This window comes from Micromonospora sp. CNZ309 (genome assembly GCF_002846525.1).
This window is the reverse complement of sequence record NZ_PJNG01000001.1, coordinates 5,117,618-5,141,700: the sequence shown is the minus strand read 5'-3', so window position 1 is coordinate 5,141,700 and position 24,083 is coordinate 5,117,618. Positions and strand designations below refer to the sequence as shown.

General features: G+C 70.4%; 14 protein-coding genes, 2 tRNA genes and 2 pseudogenes. 11 read left to right on the top strand and 7 right to left on the bottom strand.

What is annotated here, in order from left to right; all coding sequences use genetic code 11:
- Nucleotides 1-17 precede the first annotated feature (17 nt).
- Entirely contained in the window at nt 18-728 is a 711-nt protein-coding gene (locus CLT72_RS21645) for a class I SAM-dependent methyltransferase (protein WP_101413337.1), read from the bottom strand.
- Between the two features lie 211 nt (nt 729-939).
- On the opposite strand from CLT72_RS21645, the gene CLT72_RS21640 reads away from it, so the two are divergent.
- Nucleotides 940-2,760 carry a DUF6311 domain-containing protein gene (locus CLT72_RS21640; RefSeq protein WP_199184619.1) on the top strand — a complete coding sequence of 607 codons (1,821 nt, stop codon included), beginning with the start codon at nt 940-942 and terminating at the stop codon, nt 2,758-2,760.
- A gap of 51 nt (nt 2,761-2,811) precedes the next feature.
- Here CLT72_RS21640 and CLT72_RS21635 read toward each other — a convergent pair whose 3' ends face one another.
- The gene (locus CLT72_RS21635; protein WP_374208810.1) at nt 2,812-3,627 is read right to left on the bottom strand and encodes an IucA/IucC family C-terminal-domain containing protein; all 816 of its coding nucleotides are present in this window, start codon (nt 3,625-3,627) and stop codon (nt 2,812-2,814) included.
- Between the two features lie 262 nt (nt 3,628-3,889).
- Here CLT72_RS21635 and CLT72_RS21630 point away from each other — a divergent pair, with 262 nt between their 5' ends.
- Complete coding sequence (locus CLT72_RS21630; RefSeq protein ID WP_101415310.1) at nt 3,890-5,407, top strand: peptide deformylase; 1,518 nt, start codon at nt 3,890-3,892, stop codon at nt 5,405-5,407.
- Nucleotides 5,408-5,569: 162 nt separating this feature from the next.
- Here the strand turns inward: CLT72_RS21630 and CLT72_RS21625 are convergent, their stop codons facing one another.
- The gene (locus CLT72_RS21625; protein ID WP_101413335.1) at nt 5,570-6,688 is read right to left on the bottom strand and encodes a globin domain-containing protein; all 1,119 of its coding nucleotides are present in this window, start codon (nt 6,686-6,688) and stop codon (nt 5,570-5,572) included.
- Between the two features lie 178 nt (nt 6,689-6,866).
- On the opposite strand from CLT72_RS21625, the gene CLT72_RS21620 reads away from it, so the two are divergent.
- The gene (locus CLT72_RS21620) at nt 6,867-7,637 is read left to right on the top strand and encodes a CPBP family intramembrane glutamic endopeptidase (RefSeq protein ID WP_101415309.1); all 771 of its coding nucleotides are present in this window, start codon (nt 6,867-6,869) and stop codon (nt 7,635-7,637) included.
- 135 nt (nt 7,638-7,772) lie between these two features.
- Here the strand turns inward: CLT72_RS21620 and CLT72_RS21615 are convergent, their stop codons facing one another.
- Nucleotides 7,773-8,903, bottom strand: a complete 1,131-nt coding sequence (locus CLT72_RS21615; protein ID WP_486484304.1) for a hypothetical protein — start codon at nt 8,901-8,903, stop codon at nt 7,773-7,775.
- Nucleotides 8,904-9,245: 342 nt separating this feature from the next.
- Here CLT72_RS21615 and CLT72_RS21610 point away from each other — a divergent pair.
- The 5 genes from CLT72_RS21610 (at nt 9,246) to CLT72_RS21590 (ending at nt 11,942) form a co-directional block, all read left to right on the top strand.
- Nucleotides 9,246-9,336, top strand: a tRNA-Ser gene (locus tag CLT72_RS21610).
- 36 nt (nt 9,337-9,372) lie between these two features.
- Nucleotides 9,373-9,445, top strand: a tRNA-Arg gene (locus CLT72_RS21605).
- Nucleotides 9,446-9,632: 187 nt separating this feature from the next.
- Complete coding sequence (locus CLT72_RS21600; protein ID WP_101413334.1) at nt 9,633-9,929, top strand: hypothetical protein; 297 nt, start codon at nt 9,633-9,635, stop codon at nt 9,927-9,929.
- A 33-nt stretch (nt 9,930-9,962) separates the two neighbouring features.
- Nucleotides 9,963-10,784, top strand: a complete 822-nt coding sequence (locus CLT72_RS21595; protein WP_101413333.1) for an abortive infection family protein — start codon at nt 9,963-9,965, stop codon at nt 10,782-10,784.
- A 135-nt stretch (nt 10,785-10,919) separates the two neighbouring features.
- Nucleotides 10,920-11,942 carry a hypothetical protein gene (locus tag CLT72_RS21590; RefSeq protein WP_101413332.1) on the top strand — a complete coding sequence of 341 codons (1,023 nt, stop codon included), beginning with the start codon at nt 10,920-10,922 and terminating at the stop codon, nt 11,940-11,942.
- Between the two features lie 357 nt (nt 11,943-12,299).
- On the opposite strand, the gene CLT72_RS21585 is transcribed toward CLT72_RS21590, so the two are convergent.
- The 3 genes and pseudogenes from CLT72_RS21585 to CLT72_RS21575 all read right to left on the bottom strand — a co-directional run.
- Nucleotides 12,300-17,564, bottom strand: coding sequence for an ATP-binding protein (locus CLT72_RS21585; RefSeq protein WP_101413331.1), 5,265 nt, complete (start codon nt 17,562-17,564; stop codon nt 12,300-12,302).
- A 377-nt stretch (nt 17,565-17,941) separates the two neighbouring features.
- A pseudogene (locus tag CLT72_RS21580) lies at nt 17,942-18,860 on the bottom strand (IS256 family transposase); the annotation flags it as partial.
- A gap of 14 nt (nt 18,861-18,874) precedes the next feature.
- Nucleotides 18,875-19,027, bottom strand: a pseudogene (locus tag CLT72_RS21575) (transposase); the annotation flags it as partial.
- A 392-nt stretch (nt 19,028-19,419) separates the two neighbouring features.
- Between CLT72_RS21575 and fxlM the strand changes: the two are divergent.
- The 3 genes from fxlM (at nt 19,420) to CLT72_RS21560 (ending at nt 24,058) form a co-directional block, all read left to right on the top strand.
- Complete coding sequence (gene fxlM / locus CLT72_RS21570) at nt 19,420-20,661, top strand: methyltransferase, FxLD system (RefSeq protein WP_101413330.1); 1,242 nt, start codon at nt 19,420-19,422, stop codon at nt 20,659-20,661.
- Between the two features lie 56 nt (nt 20,662-20,717).
- Nucleotides 20,718-20,906, top strand: a complete 189-nt coding sequence (locus CLT72_RS21565; RefSeq protein ID WP_101415307.1) for an FxLD family lanthipeptide — start codon at nt 20,718-20,720, stop codon at nt 20,904-20,906.
- 116 nt (nt 20,907-21,022) lie between these two features.
- Complete coding sequence (locus CLT72_RS21560; RefSeq protein ID WP_486484303.1) at nt 21,023-24,058, top strand: lantibiotic dehydratase; 3,036 nt, start codon at nt 21,023-21,025, stop codon at nt 24,056-24,058.
- The last annotated feature ends 25 nt before the right edge of the window (nt 24,059-24,083 follow it).

Here is a 24,083-nt window from a genome sequence, read left to right as displayed (position 1 = left end):
GCCGGGGTGGGAGACGGTCAGGAGGGTACGCGGGCCACGGCGAAGACGGACTGCCCGAACGGGGGCAGGAGGCGCTGCTCGGCCGCCTTGGTGACGGGGAGCACCAGGGTGTCGTAGACCTTGACCATCGGGCCCTCCTTCGGCATCAGCCGGAAGACCTTGGTCGCCATGAAGTAGCCGATCAGGCCGAGCGCGTTCGCGTAGTGGATCTTCTCCACCGTCAGGCCGGCGTCGGTCATCGCGGCGGCCAAGGTCTTCTTCGTGTAGCGGCGTACGTGGCCGGTGGCGACGTCCGCCGGGCTCATCGCGAACTGGAACGCCGGCACGATGATGATGACGTTGCCGCCGGGCCGGACCAGGTCGCGCATGCTGCGCAGCGCGCCCACGTGGTCCTCGATGTGCTCCAGCACGTTGTACGACACCGCGGCGCTGTAGTCGCCCCGGTCGGGGTGCGGCAGCAGCATCTGCCGGACCTCGATGTGGGGCTGGTCGGCCAGCCGCTCCTTCAGCGAGACGAGCCGGTCCGGGTCGGCCTCGGTGGCGGTGAACCGGGGCAGCCGCTCCGCCCACTCCAGCGCGTAGTCGCCGAGCCCGCTGCCGATCTCGATCGGGTCGTCACCGAGGTACGGCAGGGCCAACTCGACGAACCAGCGGCGGTGGTTGACCGCCGTCGCGAGGCCCTCCAGGACCTCGGACTGCACGCGCTGATCCCCAGTGATTTCTGCCATGCGTCGATTCCTCACGATATGAACTCGACCCGCGCCTGGACCGACAGAGTGAATCATCCGCGCTGGCGGGATAAAAATCGGGGCACCGGTGGTGGCCGAAATGCGGTCGGGGTTGGCACGTGATCGGCGGTCGGCGAACCCGGCACATAGTACGCCAGTACCCCGAAACATGTCACGGCGGCGCCATAGCCTGACTACTCTACGAATCGTCATGACTACTCCTGAATCGGGCCTCCCCGCCGGCGGGTCGGGGGCCGGGGCGTCGGCGGACGGGCCCGACCGGGGCGTACGGGCCTGGCAGGGGTGGTGGACCGACGTCGCCGCCGTGGCGAGCTTCGTGGCGCTGGGCTTCTGGGTGACCGCGCGGCTCTGGCTGCGCCCGTCGCACGGCATCCGGGACAACCGCACGGACCAGTCGCAGTTCGAGTGGATGATGGCGCACGGCGCGCGGGTGCTGACCGATTTTGTTGATCCATTCACCTCCGACCGGATGAACGTGCCGGAGAGCGTGAATCTCATGGCAAATACGTCCGTATTATCCGTATCTCTGCCAATGACGCCCGTCACGCTCCTGCTCGGCACCCGCGCGTCGTTTCTGCTCTTCCTCACGCTGGGCATGATCGCCACGGCCACGGCCTGGTACTTCCTGCTGTCCCGGGTGGTCGTCGGCAGCCGGGGGCCGGCCTGGCTCGGCGCCGCCTTCTGCGCGTACGCGCCCGCGATGGTCTCGCACGCCAACGCGCACCCCAACATCGTCTCGCAGTACGTGGTGCCCCTGATCGTCTGGCGCACCCTGCGGCTCGCCGAGCCGGGGCGCTGGTTGCGCAACGGGCTGCTGCTCGCGCTCGTCATCGTGTGGCAGGCCTTCCTCAACCTCGAGGTGCTGCTGATGACCGCCATCGGGCTGGGCGTGGTCGTCGGGGCGCTCGCCCTCGGCCGACCCGGGTTGCGCCGCCGGGCCCGGCCGTTCCTCGCGGGGCTGGGGGTGGCCGCCGCCGTGGCGCTGGTGGTGCTCGCGTACCCGCTGTACGTCCAGTTCTTCGGCCCAGGGGCCTACAACGGGCTGTCCCGGCTGATCCGGGGCTACTCGACGGACCTCGCGTCGTTCGTGGCGTACTCGCGGGAGTCCCTGGCCGGCGACGCCCGCAGCGCGCAGGGGTTGGCCAAGAACCCCACCGAGGAGAACGCCTTCTTCGGCTGGCCGCTGGTGGTGCTCGTCGTCGCCCTGTTCTGGTGGCTGCGCGACAACGTCGTGGTACGCGGCCTCGCCGCCCTCGCGCTCCTCTTCGGCTTGCTCTCCCTCGGGCGGGAGGTGCAGCTGGGCGGCAGGGGAACCGGGGTACCCGGCCCGTGGGCGGCGCTGGAGAACCTGCCCGTCCTGCACTCGGTGGTGCCGACCCGGTGGGCGCTGGCGATCACCCCGATCGTCGGGGTGCTGCTCGCGTACGGGGCGGAGCGCGTACGCGCCCTGGCCGCCCGGCACCCGCGGGCGCGCCCGCAGATCCGGTTCGCCACCGCCACGGTCCTGGCCATGGCCCTGCTGCCGATCCTGCCGACCCCGCTGCCCACCACCCGGCTGGAGCCCGTACCCGACTTCGTCACCTCGGGCGCCTGGCGGCCGTACGCGGAGGGCGGGCGGAGCATCGTGACCCTGCCGCTGCCCGACACCCACTACGCCGATCCGCTGCGCTGGTCGGCGCGGACCGGGCTGGACATGCCCATCGCCCGCGGCTACTTCCTCGGCCCGGACACCCGCCCCGGCCGCGACCGGGTGGCCCTGTTCTCCGCGCCGCCCCGCCCCACCAGCGAGTTCTTCGGCGAGATCCGGCGAACCGGCGCGGTGCCGCCGATCACTCCGCAGGCGCGGGTCGACGCGGTCGGTGACCTGCGGTACTGGCGGGCGGGCGCGGTCGTGCTCGGGCCGCACCGGCAGGCCGACGCGCTGCGCCGGGGCATGACCGAGCTGACCGGCGTCCATCCCACGTACACCGGAGGGGTCTGGCTCTGGGACGTGCGCCCGCTCACGGACTGACGCCGGCGGGATCGGGGCGTGGGGAGCGGCGGCGTGCCGGACGGCCGGTCGTCAGGCCTGGCGGACGCAGCAGCCCTGGCAGATCTTGGGCTTGGGGAGGGTGAACGCGAGGCAGCAGGTGCGCCGCTGCACGGTCGGCTCGCCGTTCGGGCCCGGGACCAGTTCCACCAGGTCGGCGAGATCGAGCGCGCCGAGCAGCGTCTCGATCGTCTCGACCGACGAGCCGGGCAGGGCGTCGGCGGCCCGGAGGATGCCGTGGGCGATGCCCGAGGCCACCGACCCGAGCAGGGTGCGCGCGCCGATGCGGACCTCGGCCTGGATCGCGGCCACCATGGGGGCCAGGTGGGCGTCGAGCAGCGAGGCCCGGAGCGCCCGGAGCAGTTCCGCCTCGTCGGAGACGACGCGCACCTCGGGCAGCCCGGCGAGCGCCAGCGGGTCGCCCGGCAGGACCGCGACCGTGGTCGAGTGGCGCAGGCCCATGGTGAGCAGCGGCCGATGGTCCTCGAAGTGGATCAGCACGTCGGCCGGGTCCAGCAGCGGAACCCGGCGGGCCGAGGCCCAGCCCAGCACCACGGGCAGCGCCGTCCAGTAGCTGTACGACTTCCAGGCCAGCGCGGCGCACGCGTGCGGGGTGCCACCCCAGCGCGAGGCGGCCGAACGCAGGAATTCGGGCAGGAGAGCGCCGCCGACCAGGGCGGTGGCCGGCTGCCAGCCGAACTCGTCGTGCACCAGCAGGCCGGGCGCGAGACCGGGCACGTCGTCGGTGCCGAACATCGCGCGCATCGTGGCGGTTACCGGCGCCAGCGGCGCGGCGGCCACATCCCGCTCCGGCAGCACCGCTGTCACTGGACTCACCCGCCCCGTCATCGCCGTCGCCGGGCGGTACGCCCGTCACTGGTAAGGCTAGCCTAACCACAGGCTGCGCGGTAAGGGAAGCCTCGCCTCTGTCGGATCGGGAGGGGCCGGTCACTCCGCCCGCTGCTCGGCGTACTACCCGGCCCCCGGGGTGGAAAACCCGGCCCCAGTATCGGCAGTCATCGCCTCCTGTCAATGTTCGTGTCGGCAAGGTGCCAGTTCCGTGTGCGCGTCGCCACAGAAAGTGAAACTGATACTCCCGGCCACGAGGAAGCTGATGACCTCACCGCTCGATCGGGCTGCCGACTCCTTCGCCGCCGAGGTCGCCCGGCACCGCACAGGTCGGGGGCTGTCCAAGAAGCAGCTCGCCACCCTGATGCGCTTCGACCCGTCGTACGTCAGCCACGTCGAGGGGCGGCGGCACCGGCCCACCGAGGACTTCGCGCGCCGCGCCGAGGCCGTGCTGGAGGCCAGCGGCGCCATCTGGCAGCGCTTCAAGGAGTACGACGAGCTGCGCCACGTCCGGGCCGAGCGGGCACACCGGGAACCACCCGTACCCGGGCAGTGGATGCCACCCGGCACCGGCCTGATCGTCGAGCGGGAACTCGCCACCCTCACCCACCTGGACGACGCCTACCGCTGCGTCATCCGGCGCGAGCTCTACAACGCCGGCACCGAACCCGTCACCCGCTACCTGGTGCGGGTCGCCGTCGACCGCTACCCCAACGACCCCGGGCGCTCCAACCTGCACCACCGGGAACACCCGCTGACCTTCGCCGAGCTGCGACTACAGGCGTACCGGGAGGACGGGGACGAACGGGAGGCGATGCACTGGCGGGCCAAGCACGACCGGGACGCGTTCAAGGAACTGTGGCTGCTCTTCGAGAACACCGACCGGCGCTTCCCCCTCTACCCCGGCGACCGGGCCACCATCGAGTACGCCTACTGCGTCGGGCACGACAAGTGGGGCCCCTGGTTCCAGCGGGCCGTCCGGCTGCCCACCCGGCAGATGGCCGTACGCCTGGACTTTCCGGCGGCCCTCGACCCGCAGGTCTGGGGCGCGGAGACCTCGCTCTCGGCGGAGGAGGGCCCGCTGCGCACGCCGGTCACCAAGCGGGAGGACGCCGACCGGGTGATCTTCGACTGGGCGACCGAGGACCCCCCGCTCAACGCGCGGTACCGGTTGCAGTGGCGGTTCCGCAGCCGGCCGGAGGCCGAACCGGAGGAGGCCGGACGGGTCCGGCCCAGCGAGCGGATGCGCGGCATCGGCATCGTGCAGCGCGGCGACGACCTGCTCCGCCAGCCGGCGCGCCCGTTCGACCTGCCCCGCGAGGAACAGGCGGCCCGGGAGGTGGCCGACCGCCTCGCGGCGACCCTGGTCCGCCTCGACGAGCTGCACCCGTTCCGCAAGGGGGTGGGCATCGCCGCCCCGCAGCTCGGCCTCGGCCGGGCGGTGGCGGTCGTCCGGCCCCCCGACCGGTCGGCCGACCCGGTCGTGCTGCTCAACCCCCGCGCCGTCGACGCCTCACCCGACAGCGACGAGCAGTACGAGGGCTGCCTCTCGTTCTTCGACCACCGTGGCCTGGTGCCCCGGCCGCTGCGGCTCGACGTGGAGCACGCCCAGTACGACGGCAGCCGGATCATCACCTCGTTCGAGTTCGGCATGGCCCGGCTCGTCGCCCACGAGATCGACCACCTGGAGGGGCGGCTCTACGTCGACCGGATGGCGCCGGGCGTGCCGCTGGTCCCGGTCGAGGAGTACCGCGAGACCGGCCGGCCCTGGCGCTACTGACTCCATGGACCAGCCGGGCGGCACGACCACGTCCGCGCGGGTGGGAAGGACGGCCGGGCGGACGTGGTCGTGCGGGGCGGTGCCGGTCCGCCCGTCTGGGGGACCGGGGCGCGTGCCCCAGGGGGCAGGGGCACGCGCCCCGATTCGGGGGGAGGAACGCTTCTAGAGGTTGCCGAAGGTGTCGTAGCGGGTGTTCTCGGGCGGGACACCGTCCTCGGCGAGGACCCGGAGGGTGGCCCGGACCATGCGGGCGGAACCGGAGACGTAACAGTCGTGCGCCGTCCACGGGCCGTACCGGCTGACCACCTCGGAGACGTCGCCCAGCTCGCCGTCGAAGTCGGGATCCTCGCTGCACGCCGGGGTGACCGACAGCCACGGGTGCGCGGCCACCAGTTCCTGGAGCCCGGCCAGGCCGTACAGGTCCGCCGCCGTGCGGGCACCGTAGAAGACGTGCACCCAGCGGGTCCGGTTGTAGCCGGCCAGCTCCTCCACCAGCGCCTTGATCGGAGCCAGCCCGACGCCGCCCGCCACGCAGAGGATGTCCCGCTCCGAGGAACGGTCCAGCGTCATCGACCCCATCGGCGCCGCCACCCGGAGCAGGTCGCCGGGCTTGACCCGGCGGACCAGCGCCCCGGACACCCAGCCGGCACCCTCCGGCGTACGGACGTGGAACTCCAGCAGGTTGTCGTCGTTCGGGGCGTTCGCCACCGAGTAGGTGCGCCACACCCGGGGAAGGTGGCGGGGCACCTCCAGGCTCACGTACTGCCCGGCCTTCCACGACAGCGGAAACTGCAACGCCCGGCAGGTCAGCACGGCCGTGTCCCTGCCGTACCGCTCGTGGGTCAGCACCTCCGCGTGCCAGAACGGCGGGTCGTCGTCGGCCGCCGCGCCGGCCAGCATCTTCTCCGTGATCGCCGCGTAGGCGTCCCGCCACGCCTGGTCGTACTCCAGGTTCCAACCGTCGCCGGCGACGCTGCGCAGTGCGTCCAGCAGCGCCACGCCCATGGTCTCGTAGTGCGCCGCGTCGACGTGGTACTTGCGGTGGTCCCGCCCCAGCGCGCGCAGGTACTCGTCGAAGCTCTCCGGGTCGCCGACCGTCTGGGCGGCGGTGACGATGGCCTCCAGGATCCGGTCGCCCTGCCCCGTCATCTCCACCGGGAAGAGCTTGCGCAGCTCGGGGTCGAGGAGGAAGAGCCGGGCGTAGAAGTGACCGCTCAGCCGCTCCCGGTGCTCCTCGACCAGGGTCCAGCTCTCCTTCAGCAGCCTTGCGAAGTCGTCCACGGGGCGCGCTCCTTCTCCTGACGGCGGATCGGGCACCCATAGAATGTCCACGGAGCGTGTCGACTGGTCGCACAGAATGTGCGATCGGCTCGTGAGGCTCGTTCGGGCGGTGCCGCCGCGCGGTGACGTCGGCGCGGCCGCCGGTCCCACCCCGAAAGACGTCGGGCAGAGTGGTGCGGTGACCGTTGAGCTGCAACGCCCGGCGACGCGCCGGATGCTCGGCACCGAGACGCTGCTCGTGCTCGGCCTCTCGCTCGGCCAGTCCGCCGTCTACGCGACGGTGTCGATCATCGCGAAGCTGACCGCCGACGGGCCGCTGTCGAAGCAGACCGCCGCGCTCAACACCTCGGCGTCACCCCGGCCGTGGCTGGACCTGACGTACCAGCTGCTCGGGATCGTCTTCGCGCTGCTGCCGGTGCTGCTCGCCGTACACCTGCTGGCGCGGGACCCCGGCGACCCGGCGCGGACGCTCGGCCTGGACGCCCGGCGGCCCGGTCAGGACCTGGCCCGTGGCGCCGGCCTGGCCGCGCTCATCGGCCTGCCCGGCCTGGCGCTGTTCTGGGCGGCGGCCCAGCTCGGCGTGAACGCGACGCTGGTGCCGGCCGCGCTGCCCGAGCTCTGGTGGACGGTGCCGGTGCTGATCCTCGCCGCCGTGCAGAACTCGGTGCTGGAGGAGGTGATCGTCGTCGGCTACCTGGTCACCCGCCTGCGCCAGCTCCAGTGGCGGATCGGCGCGATCGTCGCGACGAGCGCGCTGCTGCGCGGCTCGTACCACCTCTACCAGGGCTTCGGCGCCTTCCTCGGCAACGTGGTGATGGGCGTCGTGTTCAGCCTCTTCTACCTGCGTACCCGCCGGGTCATGCCGCTGATCGTCGCGCACACGCTGCTCGACGTCGTCGCCTTCGTCGGCTACGCCATGCTGCCGAGGGAATGGTTCGACTGGCTCTGACCCCCGCCAGCCCCGCCGCGGCTCTCCGCCGGACGCCTTGGTGGATCTTGGTCGGAAAGCGCCCCTCCGGGGGCCGTCTCGTACCAACATCTACCAGCGGCCGGCGTCCTTTCCGTCGCTCCGCCGAGCGCAGGCTCAGCGGGGCGCGGGTCGCCGGTAGGCGCTGACCGCGCGGGCGGCGAGCCGCTCGGCCGCCGCCGCGTCCCCGGCCGCCGCCACGAGCATCGCCGCGCCGGGCAGCAGCCGCGACGCCGCCCGCAGCGCCAGCCAGCCGCCGGCCTGGGCGGCCAGGGGCGGCGCCAGCCGCCACGCCGCCTCCGCCGCCCGGGGCCAGCCCGCCTCGTCGGGCGCGTCCGCCGCGCGGGCCGCCGCCAGCGCCGCCCGCGCGCTCTCCGCGTCCGGGTGCACGCGGGTCAGCACCAGCAGATCCACCGCCCGGTCCGGATGCGCCGGATCCCGGCCGTACGCCGCCGCGAGGTGCAGCACCAGGTTGGCCTGCGCCCACAGCACGGCCGCCAGCTCGGCCACCGGCGCGAAGAGCCCCGCCAGTGCGGCGGTCGCCCCGCCCGCCCCGGCCTGTCGGACGAACCGCCGGGTCGCGAGCCGCGCCAACCCGTCGGCACCCGCGTCGGGGTACGCCTCCCGGAGCCGCTGCGCCCAGTCGCGGGCGCGCGGCCCGACCGCCTCGACGGCGGCCAGTGCCAGCAACTCCGGCGCGAACCCGGGATGCTCCAGCATCCGCGCCGCAGCCAGCCGAAGGACAGTTTCCGGCGTACGCCCCAGCGGTGTCTCCGCCGCCGCGTCGCCGGTGTGCCGCTCGACCACCTGCGGGCGCGCGGCGGCGTCGGCCGAGGCCTGGACCGGGGCCTCGGCAGCGACCGGCGCCGGGGTCGGCGTCGCCGGGGCGGCCTTCTTCGCGGGCGCGGCCTTCCGGGCGGGCCCGGCGCTCGCGGCGGGTGCGGCCCTCTTCGCGGGCGTCGCCTTCTTCGCGGGCGTCGCCTTCTTCGTGACCGCCCTCTTCCCGGGCACCTTGCGCGCGGGGGTGGCGTCATCGCCAGAGGTCTCCGCGCCGAAGGTGGACGGGCCCGCATCGGTGGCGGATCCCGGCTGATCGCCGGCAGGGGCGGGCGCGCCGCCGCCGGTGTGCGCGATGTCACTTCCACGGGCCTCGTCCGCCTGGCCGGGCCGCTCCCGTGGCGCCTGTTCGGCCGCTCGGTCGGCCTGGCGGGGCAGCGGCGGGTCGGCCGAGGGCGGCTGGAAGAGCACCGCGGGCGCCGGCTTCGCCCGCCGGGGGCGCTTCCCGGAGTCCTCCTGCCTGCCTGGCTCAGGCGGGGTGGGCGGCGGACTGAAGGTCGGCTTCGGGGAGCGGCGGCGTGCCCCCTCAGCGGGCTCTCGGCGGTTCGGCTCGCGCGGCGGCTGCTCCTGCATATCGATGGAGCGTAGTCCTGATCACGCCCGTGCACAGCAGTGAAAGGCGAGGCCGGGGCGAGGATCGGGGTCCCCGGGGACGACACGGTGCGGAGGTGGAGGGCGCGTCGGGGGAAGTCGCTTTGCTCCCGATGGGTGGTGCCCTGTATTCTCGGGCGCGGTGGTCTGCAGGGCCACCAGGGAGACTTCGCCTAGTCTGGTCTATGGCGCCGCACTGCTAATGCGGTTGGGGTCTTAAAGCCCCTCCCGGGTTCGAATCCCGGAGTCTCCGCGCGAAAGCCGGGTGTGTAGACTGGCCAAGCACCGAGCGCCCGTAGCTCAATGGATAGAGCATCTGACTACGGATCAGAAGGTTAGGGGTTCGAGTCCCTTCGGGCGCACAAAGTGATCAAGGCCGTGACCAGCAGGAACGCCGGTTACGGCCTTGACTCTTTCCCGGTATGTGCCGCAATTTTCCAACATTTGGGAGCGTGGTGCTCCGATGGTGCTCCGAGGTTTGCGTGCCGTCTGCATGCGGCTCCGAGCGCGTGGCTGGTCCGCGTCGCCGTCCCACACGGCGTCACCGTCGTGTTCGACGAGAGCGCGCGGCCGTGCGCTGCCATCACCGACCAGTTGGTCATCGCCCGGTTCACCACCGATGTCCCGGTCCCACCGTCGTTGATCCGGTGCAACCCAGGGGTCGAGATCGCCCCGGAGATCGCCGAGTGGGCGGATTTCGGGATGGACGGCTCCAAGCTGCCGCTGGACCAGCGCATGCGGATGACCGAACTATTCATGCGAAACCACCTCGAGAATATGGCCTACTACTCGAACGTGACGCCGCCGCAGGGCTTCCGCACGATCAGCCTGCCGCCCGCGAGCTGACCCAACGACTCCGGATCGGAAAGACGCTGTCAGATGGCACGACTGTTGAGCGACGCGACCCTGGACGCGTTGAGTGACCTGGGCACCAAGGTCCGATTCGACGAGGACGTGAAGCCGGCCCTCGCCGCAGTCGGACTGGTCGCACAACGAGAGGGCGCGAGGTCCGGAGACGGTTTCTTCTACATCCCGGGTACCGCCTCCCACATCGCGAAGAGCCTGAAGGGGCTTGACCTGTCCGATCCCGCCCTCGCGTCAAAGGTCCTCCGGTTCGCCGCCCGGATCGCCGAGGTGTACGCGGCGACACCAAACGTCGATCGGCGGCGACTCGTGCGGCTGCGCAACGCGCTGGCCGACGATGGCTACGACCTGCAGGCCGCGGGAGAGCCCGTCGCCGCGATCACTGACCTGTGGGTGAAGGCCAGCCCCGACCTGGCCGACTCCGCCGCGGTCCGGGCAGAACTCGTCCGGCTGGAGCGCGCACTTCCCGACGATCCAGCCGCGGCGATCGGCCGGGCGAAGAACCTGGTGGAGGCGACCGCGAAGCTGGTCCTGCAGCGCACTGGCCACTCCGTGGACGACAACGACGACGTGCCGGTCCTGGTCCACAAGGCGAGCATCGCAGCTGGCATCCACCCGAGTCAGGTGCCGTCAACCCAGCATCGGGAGCAGTTCCTGCGGATTCTGGGCAACCTGAAAGCCATCACCCAAAGCCTCGCCGAGCTACGGAACAAGGTCGGCGACGGTCACGGCTCCGGGACGGTACCCGCCGACGTCACGGTCGCACATGGCCGTCTGGCGGCCCGCTCCGCCATCGCCTGGGCGGCGTTCGCGTTGGACACGATCGCCGCGCCCTGAACCGTTCCGCCGAGGGGTCTGGCGTCGGCTCACCCTCCCGGCTCGAAACTCCAGTGCTGTCGAGCGTGCAGGTCTCTACCGTGAAGGAGTTCGACGGTCGAGTGTCGAGCGGAAGTCACGGGAAGGCTGGCCACGATGCAGCGCCTGGAGCTGGTGATCGTACAGTTTGAAGAGGTCAAGCGCCTGATCACCGTTGGACGTGTTCCTCAACTGAGGCTGGCGCTCATCCTGCTCGACAGCGCCATTGAACTGATCATGCACCGCATGGTCGAAGCGGAGCTCGGTCACGAGCGCTTTCATTTCGATCAACTGAAGCAGCTTCGTCGGCTGGAGTCGTGGCGGCACAGCGGCAACCCGATGCAGCGCCAGTTCGCGACCAGCGGGCCCAGCTGCGACCAACTTGCCACTGAGATTCAGCGGCTTGCACCGATGGTGACGTCAACGGCCAAGCGAAAGAGGATCGACCGCGTTTTCGGCGACAAGATCGACTTCCTGGTCGAGCGGCAGCTGCTGCCAGCCGAGGTCGCGCCAGCGCTGAAGAAGCTGCACGAGTACCGAAACGAGACGTACCATCGCGACCGGCATCGCGTCGAGGTGCTCCATCCGGCGGTCGTGATCTATTTCGACATCGCGTGCACGGTGCTGGATCACTACAGCCCGGGCTCGATGGTTGACGGGCCGCTCGGCCCTGAACTCAAACGTTTTCGAGACGACTCCGGCGGCCACGACGACCCGTTCGAGCTGCCCCACCGAGCGGCCCGGCAGCTCCGGCAGGACGTGGGACTCGATCTGGCGACCGTCCGTGAGGCGCTGGTGGCGCACCTACTCGAACGTCTTGAAGACATCGAGTCCGGACTTGGTTACATCGAGGAGAACAGTCTGAACCGCATGCGTCCCGGCGATGCCATTAGGTGGATGCAGATCGATGACGACGACGTCGAAGCAATCTTCAACGATGCCGTGTTCCGCAGCCGAGATTATCCGCTGACGATGGCTGATGTCGCCGCATGGATTGAAAGGGCGACCGCGATGGAGTGCATGACCGACAAGCATGCGTTGTTCGCTGAGTTCGCAGCCCTTGAAGACGCTTTTGAAGCGATGGAGCATAGGGTCTCGAAAGCGGTCTGGGACATCGATGAGCAGGCGAACATCCGATGACCGCCCGCAGCCTTGGCCGACTGCATGTTGCGGGCCGTCGACAGCACTAACCTCGGCCGTTGACTCAGCCGAGCTCCTTGGCAGATGCGGTGTTGCGATGCTGTCGCCCGCGCCGAGCGATCTCAGTTGGGCGTTGAGCTGGTTACGGATGAGCGGGCCGGCCGGGTGGCGCCGGAACGTCGAGTCGGTCGTGGGTGTACGGGCGCAGCGTGGGGCGGTGCCGATCCAGTTCCTGCGGTGAAGCGATTCCGTCGACGTCGACCACAACGTGCGCTGACGAGGTAGGGGACGTCAGGTGTCCACCCGGAGCTACCCTGGCGGAGGTTGTGTCGATGGCGAAGGACCTGCCTCCTTAAGTCACGGTGAGGTGATGGTGAACCGGTAGCGGACGCCGTCGCCGACTGGCCGGTAGACGCCACTGTGAGCTGGGTCGAGCGGGTTGGGTAGAAGACGGATCCGCCGCTCGGCGGCTCGGAAAACGTTCGTGATGAAGAGGATTGTGTAGCGTTCGTTCTTTCTTAGGCCCCGTGCTCGGGTGATCTCCGCAGGGGTGAGCAGGAACTCGGATGCTTCGCTTTCGGATGCCTTGACCTCGAACATCAGACGCCGGCGGCCCTGCTCGACCAGGAAGTCGTATCCGAGGGTGTCGTCCCCGCCGTCGTCGCCGAGCAGTTGGTTGCGATAGCCGGAATGCCAGCACTGCAGCTCGTTGAGGCCGGGGTAGCGCTCCTTGAGCCACTCCAGCGCCGCGATCTCGCCGGCCAGACCGATTGCAGCCAATTTGGCCTCTGGCGGCCGGCTCTGGCGGGCGGCGGTCGTCCCGGGGCCGCCCCATCCTGGTGCACGGCGCGACGGGCGTGCGGCGGCCTCTAGTGAGGTGCGACCGTTGGCGGCGCGGAACTCGGGCGTGATGCTCGCCCGAACGGCCGTGGCGATCTGTGCGTAGTTCGTCTCGTCGGCTACCAGCCGAACTCCGTCAATCTGGACGGTCCGACGTTCCAGCTCGCGGCGGTCGTGGATCTCCCGCTGTTGCTTTCGGGCCAGGTCGAGGGAGTCGGCGGGCAGGCCGAGCGTGCCCAGGTCGGTGGAGCGCGGCATGTCGGCCGGCCAGCGTTTGGTGTCTGCTGCCCAGACCAGCAAGCGGTCCGCGTCGACTGGCTCGAAGTCCAGGATGCCTGCGCTACTAGCCGCGTCGGCGACCGCGGTTGGCTCACCCGGCAGGCCGGACGGGGTAAGGCCGCGCTGGGTTTCGTACGCCCGGACGACCCGAGCGGTCTCGGCGGCCCAGCTCAGTGCTGCGGTGCGGTTGCCGATCCGCAGCCGGTCGAGTGGCTCGAGCCCGGAATTAATGCCTGGCTCACCGGCGCCGGACGCGGCCAGCCAGGCGTTGACTCGCTCGCTCATCCGGGCAGCGGGGATGGTGGGGAAGTAGTCCAGTACCCATTCCGGATCGGGGCCGAGGGTCGCCAGCGTCCGTTGCGCGACGTATGGGTCCAGCGGGCGTCCGGCCCGAAAGTCGGCGAGGGAGGCCGCCCGCAGGGCATCGAGGATCGGTCCGGTGCGCTCGGCGACGAAGGCCCGGAACTGCTGGGCGATCCCCTCCGGGTCGGTCAGAGGTTGGTAGGGCGCCCCGAGCGCCCGAATCGCCGCGTTCAACGGGCGCAGTTCGATACCCAGCAACCGCCGAGCCGCGTCCAGGCCCTCGGCTGCGGCCTGGAGCAGGGCGTCCGGCGTGGCCGTGGCGTCGCTGTGGTCGCACAACCATGCCGCGATCTCGCCGGGGGTGACCGCCGTGTCGTCGCCGTCCAGATCGTGCGCGCGGGCCGGGTCGAGGGTGGCGACCAGCGGGACGAGAACCTCGAGGGTTACCTCGTCGGGCCGGCGGATCGCGGCGCGCACCTCTTCCACCCTGGCGATTGGTTCGCCGAGTACGTCGGCGATCGCGGCCGACGACGGAGACTGGTCGGGTCCGTAGCCGTCCCGGGCCAGCTCGATCAGGGCGAGCCGGAGGGACTCGTCCAGCGACGGATGGCCGAGCAGCTCGCCGACGGCCGGCGTGGCGCGTTCCAGTAGCCGCTGGCGATCAGGCGAGCGCAGCAGCAGGACAGTTGGATGGGTGTCGTCTGGCATGGCCAAGTGCCGTGCCTCGATCGTATTCCCGCCGAAGCCTGCCTCGATCCGGTCGGCCTCTACGACGCGGATCCGGCGGAGCATGGTGTTCGCCCGGCGCAACACGTCCGTCCGACTGGCCCGGACGCTGCGCCCTCGCAGGTCGATCACCGCGGCAACCAGGTCAGCGAACCAGTCCTGGTCCGGCTGCATCAGCAGCGGCGGCGTGTTGGACGGGGTGAACGGGATGCCGTCGACGGTTACCGCCGGGTGCACGCCGGAGACCCGCTGCACCCGAGCGCCGAACGCCGCGACCAGCCGGTCGGCGACGGCGGACGCCTCCGGGCGGCGTAGGCGGAGCACCGGGAGTCCGCACTGCTCGAGCATCCGGAGTCGCTGCCGCTCGTCCGTGTCCTGCACGAACACAGGATCGGTGGCCGCCTCGGCGGCGAGATCGATCACGTCGATGGTGGTGCCGCGGGTGACCACCAGCGGTGCCCGGCTCTGGTGGTCGAGCGGCGTCCCGGCGGAGCGCTGGCGGATGAAATCCGTCCAGGCATCTTCGTACGCGTTGCGGAACGGGGGCACCACCGTGTCCGGCACGTGCCCGGTCTCGAGCAGCCGGGCCAGCAGGAGGACCCGGTCGGCCGCGGTGGCCGGGTCGTCCCAGGTGCGGATGCCGAGGCGGGTAGCTCGTGCCTCAGCGACCGGGCGGGCGTGGATCAGGTTGCGGACCCGGGACGCGATGACGGCTGCGAACGGCAGCGCGTCTCCCCGATCCGACCAGGCCTCGCGTGCCTTGCAATAGGTGACGTTGCTGCGGTCGCGCGGGGCGGTGACCGGCAGCCAGTCCGCTTCACTCAGAAAGGCCGCGGCCGGCGTCGGCAGATCGAAGGCGTCCGTGCCGTCGTTGTGCCGCCGCACCGTCACCGTGAGCGCCTCGTCAGGCCAGGTGGCGAGGCCGTGGACGATCAGCCGTGCGTACGCCATCCGGGCGGGACCGGAAAAGCGCACGTGGTCGTCCTGGCCGGCCAGGCGATAGAGCGGGCTTCGGCTGAGGTATGTGGTCTGCGGCCGGCGTCCCTGCGGCCGAGCGCGCCCGGTCGCCCGGCGCCAAAGCTTCCCGGTCTCGGCGGTCAAAGCGCGCGGGGAGGTGAAGTAATCACCCATGAAGGCGTCGCCGCGCCCGTTCAGCAGCGAATCCGCCACCGGATCTGGGACCAGGCCGGCCCGTACGCCGATGTGCCCGAGGAACTCCCGCCACCGCTCGCGTTGGTGGCCGGAGAACGGCGGAGCGCCCGGCCCGGCGATGATTCGGCGCCGCAGGGCGGCCATCTCGGGGAACTCGTCGGCGGTGTGGCGCAGCAGGTCGTCGAGCAGCGCGGGCTCGGGGCCGCCCCAGTCCTTGGACAGGTGGGCCTCAGCCGCAGGAATCCAATCGCCGTCGCGGCACGGCACGCGGAGCCCCATCTCGCGGATCTCGCGCCAGGGCGGATCGGCGAGGCCAGTCGCGAAATGGTACGTCCACAGCAGCACATCGGCGGCCAGCTCCGGTCTACGCTTCAGCTCTTCCCCGACGGTCCGGAGCAGCGTGGCGGCCCGGTACTCCCGGACCAGACCGGCTTCCAGCAGCGTGCGGCCGGGCCGCTTGGTGATGACGCTTCCGGTGCGGGTGTTCCAGGGCAGCGCCGACGAGACGTAGAACAGCCGACGGCGCAGCGACTCCGGCGGCTTGAGGGTGTCGCCAGCGGCATCCGGCGCGTCGGCGTCCGAGCGCGGGGAGAAGAACGCGGTCGGGCCGCCGCGGTCACTGTTGCAGGCGCGCAGCCGGCCGTCGTCATCGATCAGGATCGTGCGGCCGCGCAGGACCGTACGCTGTCGCACCGCGCCGGCCAGGTCGTCGTAGAAGGCCATCCAGACGTCTGGGTCGAACGGCGCCGAGGTCAGGCCCTGGGCAATGCGCTCCGCCCAGCCGGCGATCTCCTCATCCGGCGCGGTCAGAGTCCGGCCGGCGAGCGTACGAGCGGTCGCGCCGATGCTGGCCCGGCGTCTCTTCGACAGTGCGGCCGGGAGCAACGGGACGTGCGCGCGCCGGGCCAGCCCTTCGGTTGTCAGCACCTTGCGCCCGCCGCCATCCCAGGCGAAAACCTGCGACAGCGAGGATCGCGCGCCCGAGTCACCCTCGATCGGCACCACAGGCACGGTAGCGGCGTCGTGGCCGAGGGCGCCGAAGGCATTTCGTAGCCGCCCGGCGTCCTCTGTCGTCCAGGAGAGCAGGTCGGCGAGGGTGTCCACATCGATCGGCACGTCGCCGCTGCGCGCCGCGAGCAGCAGTCGGGCGCACAACATCGCGACCTCGTCGAGCAAGGTGTCGTTCAGCGGCACCGACTGCTCGAGACCGACCCTGGCAAGCTTGGCGAAGAACGGCGCGTTGACGTGCGCGGCCAGCGGCGCCCGAGCGTCCCGCCCCATCGGCAGGTGGGTGTAGAGGCGGTGGTCGCCGGGCTCGTCGCCGAGGGTCGCGGCGATCGACACGTGGGCGTCGCCGCGCCAGTCCCGCCAGCCCTCGCTAATGTGGTCGCCCCCGATGCTCCGCCGGATCGCCTCGGCCAGCGTCGCCTCGGGGACGAGCTTGTCAGCCACGAAGTACCGACCTGCCGGGCCCAAATCCACGATCGATGCCGAGACTCCGCCGTCGAAGCCGGCCAGCGGCGTCTCGCGCCGGCGCAGGGTCTCGCGGACCGGCTGAAGGCCACCGATCTCGACGGTCAGCTCGGCGATCCGGCGCAAGAACAGCAGTGTAGGCGGTGTCCCGCCAAGCAGGTGCATCTGCGCCATTGCGTCCGCGCGGGCGTCGTCGCTCTTGAGTGGCAGTCGCACTACTGTGGCGTACCCCTCGGCGAGCAGCTTGATCACCGCCGCCGGCCGGTGCGGCTGAGGGAGTGGCAGACAAAGGTGGAAGACATCGCGTTCGATGTCGGCTACGTCGCCGGCGATGTCGGGACCGACGATGCCGATCAGCTGCTCGCGCAGCTCCGGGCCGGTGGCGAAGCGGAAAGAGTAGGCGTCGTCAAGGTGTGTCGCGGTCGAATAGACCTCGGGCGAGCGGGACAGTTGCAGGACCGATTTGAACCCGATGCCCTTGTTGCCGATGCCCTCGTCGGGCCGCTTGTCCGACCGGGCAACGTCGCTGATCGCGTCGAAGTTGCTGTCGCCGAAGCCGTTGCCGGTGTTCGCCACGTACAGCACGCCGTGCTCGCCCTCGTCGGGATCGAGCCGGACCAGGATTCGACCGGTCTGTTCTCCGCCATCCTGCGCGTCGTGTGCGTTTTGCACCAGCTCGACCACGGCCCGGTGCTCGTAATCGCGGACCGCCTGCTCGGTCAGGTTCTTCAAGCCGCGGGCCGGGTTCCAATCGTCCTTGGAACGCAGGTACGACCGGATGCGGCCACGCGTGGTGTCCTCGATTCGGCGCTGGCGGGATCCGGTCGAGGCGGGCTGGACCTGAGTCACGCCTTGAGCATGTCACTCAGGTGCGACAGAGGCGACGGTGCGCCACGGCGGGGGCGGTCCCTGGTGTTTCAAAACGGGCACCGAACTCCTCGACGATGCGTAGGTGCGCCGCCACATCGCTGCGTGAGGTCCCTCTATAGCCTTGGGGATACCCTCGAACGGAACGCGTCGTAGACAGACGACAGCGGCGGGCATTCGCAGCTGCAGCTCGCATGGTCCACCCCCAGCCGCAACCCGCCAGGCGTGGGCCGCGTCAGCATCACGCGGGCCGGGCCTTGTTTCACCTGTTTGCGGCGGCGACGATCAGTGCGAGGCAGCCGATGAGGAGTGTGATAGCGCCGAACATGGCATAGGGCCACCACTGGCCGGACCGCGGCCGGGAACTTGGCTTCGATGGTGGCCACGACTCGGTCGAATTGGGCTCGGACGGCGTCGGCGTCGGGTTGGTCGAAGATCGTGCGGACGAGTGTGGCGATCCACGGCTGCGCCGACTTCGGGACTTTGGTCAGCAGGTTGCGCAGGTAGTGGGTGCGGCAGCGTTGCCATGACGCGCCGGGCAGGGCGGCTCCGATGGCCTGCACCAGGCCGGCGTGGGCGTCGGAGATGACCAGGCGGACACCGGACAGGCCGCGGGCGGTCAGCGATCGTAGGAACGCCAGCCAGCCGGCGCCGTCCTCATCTGAGGCGACGTCGAAGCCGAGGACTTCGCGCCCTCCGTCGGCGTTGACGCCGACGGCGATCAGGGCATGAACGTTGACGGTCCGGCCTGCCTCGCGGACTTTCATCGTCAGCGCGTCCATCCACACGAACGTGTAGTGGCCTGAGTCGAGGGGCTGGTTGCGGAACGCCTCGACCTGCGCGTCCAGGTGGGAAGCCATCTCCGACACCTGCGACTTGGACAGCTGCCGGATCCCGAGCTGCTCGACCAGCTTCTCCACCCGCCGGGTCGACACCCCGAGCAGGTAGGAGGTGGCCACGACCGAGACCAAGGGCCTGCTCCGCCCGCCGACGATGAGTCAGCAGCCAGTCCGGGAAATACGAGCCAGAACGCAGCTTCGGGATCGCCAGGTCGATCGTCCCGGCCCGGGTGTCCCACTCCCGAGGCCGGTAGCCGTTGCGCGAGTTCACCCGCTCGTCGCTGCGCTGCCCGTAACCGGCGCCGCACATCGCGTCGGCCTCGGCGGACATCAACGTCTGCGCGAACGTTTTGATCATCGCCTGCAACATGTCCGGCGACGCGCCCTTGATCTGCTCGCGCAGCAGGTCAACAGGGTTCACACTCTCTGATGCGGCCATCGCGTTCAGTCGTAGACCGTCTTCGCCGGCGGGAAGTCGTGCGGCAGGTACTCCCACGCGATCCCAGTCCTGGCCACCGCGTTGACGATCTCCCGCAGATCGTGCACCGGCCGGCTGATCCCCAACCCCACCCGCCCCGCGCGCCATGCGGTCAGCACCAGCTCGATCAACGCCCACCGTTAATCCGACAAGTCCGACCGATACCCACGACGCTGCACTCCCACGCCACGATCAATGAACCGGCCACGGCCGAACATGAATCAACCGCTACACGGATCAGATGCCCTCTTAGCTTGGAGTCAGACCACAGGTTGGTGCGCAGGGTCGGACAACAAGTCGGCATTCCCAGCCTCTAGCCGCTGGGAGATCCTTGGCGCACAGGGCGACTGTGCTGGCCTTCAGCTTCCCCGGATTCTCTCCACGAGCCGGTGATGATTGCCCGGAGCTGTACCTCCCACCGCAGGAAGGCGAGCACACATCAGCCCTGCATTGCGCGCTACCTGCACCCGGCACCCTGTCACGACCAGACAGCACGAGAAACCAGAGATTGGAGCGCCGAGTGACGCACACGGCTGACAGGTCGGATTCCTCGGATCGAGTCGGGAGAATTCGAGATGGCCTCGTGGACCGCCTCATCGCTGACGGCATGATCACCTCCTCGGTCGTGGAGGCGGCGTTCCGAACGGTACCGCGGCATGCGTTCGTGCCTGCGGGCACACCACTCGAGGTCGTCTACGACGTCGACCAGTCGGTGATTACGAAGACCGATGAGCACGGAGTACATCTGTCCTCGGTCAGCGCCGCGTACATCCAGGCCCGCATGATCGAGCAAGCCGGTGTCGGGCCCGGGATGCGGGTCCTGGAGATCGGTTCGGGTGGTTACAACGCAGCGCTGCTGGCTGAGGTGGTCGGGGCGGACGGCCACGTCGTCAGCGTGGACATCGACGCCGATATCACGGACCGGGCCAGGGTCCTGCTGCGCGAGACGGGCTATGACCACCGGGTACGGGTGTTGCAGGCCGACGCGGTGCACGGCGTGCCCAGTGAGGGTGTGTTCGACCGGATCCTCGTCACGGTCGGCGCGTGGGACATCTCTCCCGCCTGGCTGGATCACCTCGCACCGGACGGGGTGATGGTGGTGCCGTTGCGGATGAACGGCGTGACCCGGACGATCGCGTTCCGCCGCGACGGCGACCACTTGAGGAGTACCTCGAGTGAGGTGGCGGGATTCGTGCCCCTGCAGGGCGACGGTGCGCGGCCCGAGCGGATCTTCCGGCTGCCCGACCGGCAGGGCCAGTTCGTCAGCTTGCGCTTCGACGTCGGCGTCCCGGACGACGTACGTCAGCTGGATGGTGTGCTGGATACCGAACGCAGCGAGGTCTGGTCGGGAGTCACGGTCGGCCTCAGCGAGTCCTTCGCGGATCTTCACCTGTGGCTGGCCGGGTTCCTGCCCGGTTTCTGCCTGCTCGCGGCGGACGACGGTACCGAGCTGGCTGCCGAGCGCCGCTGGTTTCCGTTCGGTGTCGTGCGCGGTGACTCGTTCGCCTACCTGGCCTGGCGTCCGACCGACGGTGGCTCGAGGGCCGAGCTCGGGGCTCGTGCCTTCGGGGCGCACGGCAAGGACGCCGCAGCGGCCATGTCGGAGCAGATTCAGGCCTGGTACCAGCGGGCCCGCAGCGGGCCGGCGCCGACGTTCGCCTACTGGCCGGCCGGTAGCAGCGCCGGCGCTGTGTCGGACAACGTAGCGGTGCTGAAGAAGACGCACGGCCTGCTCATGATCTCCTGGCCGGCGGCGAGCTAGCCGCCCTCGGCCGGGTGAACCACCCCTATTCGATCTACCCGAGGAGCGTGAAGACCATGGCCCCGCTGCTGGAACTCGAGCGCACGGACGCCGCCACCGCAACCACCGAGGACGACTTCGTGCTCGACATGCGGGTCGTGGAGTCCACGACCCCGCTGGTGATCATGATGTGCAGCACGAGCGACGGCTGCGGTAGCAGCTGCAGCACGAGTGCCTGCGCGACCAAGTCCAGCGACCCCGTCTGATTCGGGCTTCATTCTGACGATGCCGTCGGCGCCCAGTCGGGCGCCGACGGCGGCCACGCGGTTGAGGAGGCCTCGTCGTGCCAGTCCCGCCTGTCTTTCAGCGTGCCGGTGCGGTCATGGTGCGCGCCACGACGGACCCCGGCGATTTCGATGTGCCTTCTCAGCTGGACCTGGCCGATGATGCCGCGGTGCTGCGTGACGGCATGGCGTGGCTGATGAAGACGTGGGCGCGCTCCGACGTCCGCGATGCGCTCAGCCTGGCGAGCCCCACGCTGGCGGCGCAGCTCGACCGAATCAGCGAGCGTCCCGACACGGCGACGGTCAAGGCCGTTCGCCGGGCGGTCATCTCCGTCGCCGGGTACCTGCTGCGGTGGCAGCGCCGGGCTACGCCGTTCGGTGTATTCGCCGGCGTCACGACCGCCGCCGAAGGAGCGGCCAGCGTAGCGGTGGGACGACAGCACCGCGTGATCGCGCGGGCCGACAGCGAATGGCTCACGGCCGTGATCGACCGGCTGGAGGAGCACCCGCTCCTGCGACGTCAGCTGCACCTTGTTGCCGACAACACCGGCGTCGTTCGTGACGGCCGGTTCATCACCGCCCGCCGCGCCGACCCGGGCAGCGGCAAGGCGGTTCCGCTGCGCGACGCGTCCGTGCGCTACACGGCACCGGTGAAAGCCGCGCTCGCCATCGCCGCCATTCCCGTCCGATATGACGAGCTTGCCGTCGAACTGGCGGAACGGTTCCCGGCTGCCCGACCTGAGCAGATCACCACGGTCCTGGACAATCTGCTGTTACAGGGGGCACTCATCAGTGCTCTGCGCCCACCGATGACGACCCTCGACGGCCTCACCCACGTGATCGATACGGTGACCGCCGCAGGCGGCGAGCAGTTCGCTGACGTCGCCGTGCTGCTGCGGGACCTCGAGATGGTGCGGGAGCTGATCGATCAACACAACGCGATCGACGATCCGGTGCAGGCATCCGCGATCCGCGCATCGGTCATGCAGCGAATGCGCGAGATCGTTCCCGGCAGCCAGGATGTGCTGGCCGTCGACACTCGGCTCGACGCCCATATCCGCCTCCCACAGCAGGTGTTGGCCGAAGCAGTCGAGGCCGCGAACGTCCTGCTGCGGATCAGCACGAAGCCGTTCGGGTCGACCGCCTGGCAGGATTACCGGTCCCGGTTCCGAGCCCGCTATGGCCAGGGCGCACTCGTGCCAGTGCGGGATCTGGTTGCCGACTCCGGGCTCGGCTATCCCACCGGCTACCTCGGTGCGCCCCGCGCGCACCCCAGCTGGCGGGCCATCAACGAGCGTGACGCGGCTTTCCTGGCTCTGGTGCAACGGGCCGCGCTCGACGGACGCGACGAGATCAGCCTGACCGATGCGGATGTCGAGGCGCTGACCGTTGGCGAACCGGCAGACGTGATACCGCCGGCACGCATCGAACTCGGCGTGGCGGTCCACGCCGCGTCGCTCGAGGCCCTCGACAGGGGCGAATTCCGGCTGCGCTTCGCCGCGGCACCGGGCATGCCGACGAGCGTGGCCGGCCGCTTCATCTACCTTTTCGACAAGAATCAGCAGGCTCAGATGGCTGCCGCCTGTGCCCCGAGTTCGCCGAGCGGCGACGCGGTGGCGGTGCAGCTGTCGTTCCCGCCGCGCCGCCCGCACAACGAGAACGTCACCCGGGTCCCACAGCTCCTGCCCGACGTCCTCGCGCTCGCCGAACACCCCACCGGCAATCCGATCAGCCTCGACGATCTGGCCGTCACCGCCGACGCCGACCAGATGTACCTGGTGCAGATCTCCACCGGCCGCCGGGTCATCCCCAACATTCCGCACGCACTCGACACCGTCGTGCAAAGTCCCCCGCTGGCACGCTTCCTCGCCGAGGTCGCCGACGCGCGCACCGCAGTGTTTGGCCCGCTCGACGTCGGTGCCGCCCGCACCCTGCCGTACCTGCCGCGCGTCCGGTATCGCCGCACGATCCTCGCTGCCGCACGATGGCTGCTCACCACCAATGACCTGCCGTCCCGAGCCGGTCAGGGCTGGGAGTCCGCGCTGCAGGCGTGGCAGCGGCACTGGCGTGTCCCGGCCCGTGTCGTGCTCTGTCACGGGGAGTTCCGTCAGCCCTTGAATCTCGACCACCGCCTGGACCGGGCACTGCTGCACAGGCGTCTAGCGCAAGCCGGACGGGTGGAGCTGCAGGAGGACGCCCAGCCCGAGGAACATGGGTGGATCGGCCGTGCCGCCGAGCTGCTGATTCCGATGCTTGCGACCGCGCCACCGCGCCGGCCGCTCCCTCACCTCGCACCGCCCGGTCGGCTTCAGGTGCCCGGCAACACGGCCGTGGTGCAGGCTCGTCTGGCCGGCAACCCGGCCCGCTTCGACGACATCATCCGGCACCTCCCGCCCCTCACCGCGACACTGCGCGGCGAGGTACGCCGGTGGTGGATTCGGCGCCAGCGCGACCTGGTTCGGATGGACGCCGACCAGCACCTCATCCTCGTGCTCCGGCTGACCGAGCCCGAGCACCACGCGGCCGTCACCGCAGCCCTGGCCGCGTTCGCCACCGAGCTCACAGCCCGTGGCTTGCCTGGCCAGATGTCACTCGTGCCTTACCAGGACCATCCCGGCCGCTACGGCTACGACGAGGCACTCACTGCCGCCGAGGACGTGTTCGGCACCGACACCGCCTGCGTCATCGCCCAGATGGCAGCCGCCGACGACCTGGGCATCGCGGCGCAGGCGCTGGCCGCCGCATCCATGGCCCGGATTGCCGCCGCGTTCGCTACCGACGAAGGCTCGGGAAATCAGGCCCTGCTGCGGTGCCTGCCGCAGCAGACCGGGGCGTTGGACCGCGGGCTGGGCGAGGAAACGCTACAACTGGTCGACCTCTCCATCGACTCGCGGCAGCCACAGCCAGACACCGCCAGGGAGGCGCTCTTCGACGCGTGGCGGGCTCGCGACACCGCCCTACGCCGCTACTTCCGCACCCTCGCCGTGCAACGCGACCCGGCCGGTCTCCTGCCGACCTTGCTGCGCGACCACCACATCCGTGCGCTCGGCGTCGATCCCACCTTCGAGCAGAACACCAACCGCCTGGCTCGCGCCGCCGCCCTGCGCGCTCTCGCCCGGATCGACCAGCGGTGAACAGGCCAGCGATCAGCCGCACAAC

Excerpts from the sequence above, each read along its gene's own strand:
- CLT72_RS21640 (WP_199184619.1), top strand. The coding sequence starts at position 940 with ATGACTACTCCTGAATCGGGCCTCCCCGCCGGCGGGTCGGGGGCCGGG.
- CLT72_RS21595 (WP_101413333.1), top strand. The coding sequence starts at position 9,963 with ATGGCACGACTGTTGAGCGACGCGACCCTGGACGCGTTGAGTGACCTG.
- CLT72_RS21635 (WP_374208810.1), bottom strand. The coding sequence starts at position 3,627 with ATGACGGGGCGGGTGAGTCCAGTGACAGCGGTGCTGCCGGAGCGGGAT.
- CLT72_RS21560 (WP_486484303.1), top strand. The coding sequence starts at position 21,023 with ATGGTGCGCGCCACGACGGACCCCGGCGATTTCGATGTGCCTTCTCAG.
- CLT72_RS21645 (WP_101413337.1), bottom strand. The coding sequence starts at position 728 with ATGGCAGAAATCACTGGGGATCAGCGCGTGCAGTCCGAGGTCCTGGAG.
- CLT72_RS21590 (WP_101413332.1), top strand. The coding sequence starts at position 10,920 with ATGCAGCGCCTGGAGCTGGTGATCGTACAGTTTGAAGAGGTCAAGCGC.
- CLT72_RS21565 (WP_101415307.1), top strand. The coding sequence starts at position 20,718 with ATGGCCCCGCTGCTGGAACTCGAGCGCACGGACGCCGCCACCGCAACC.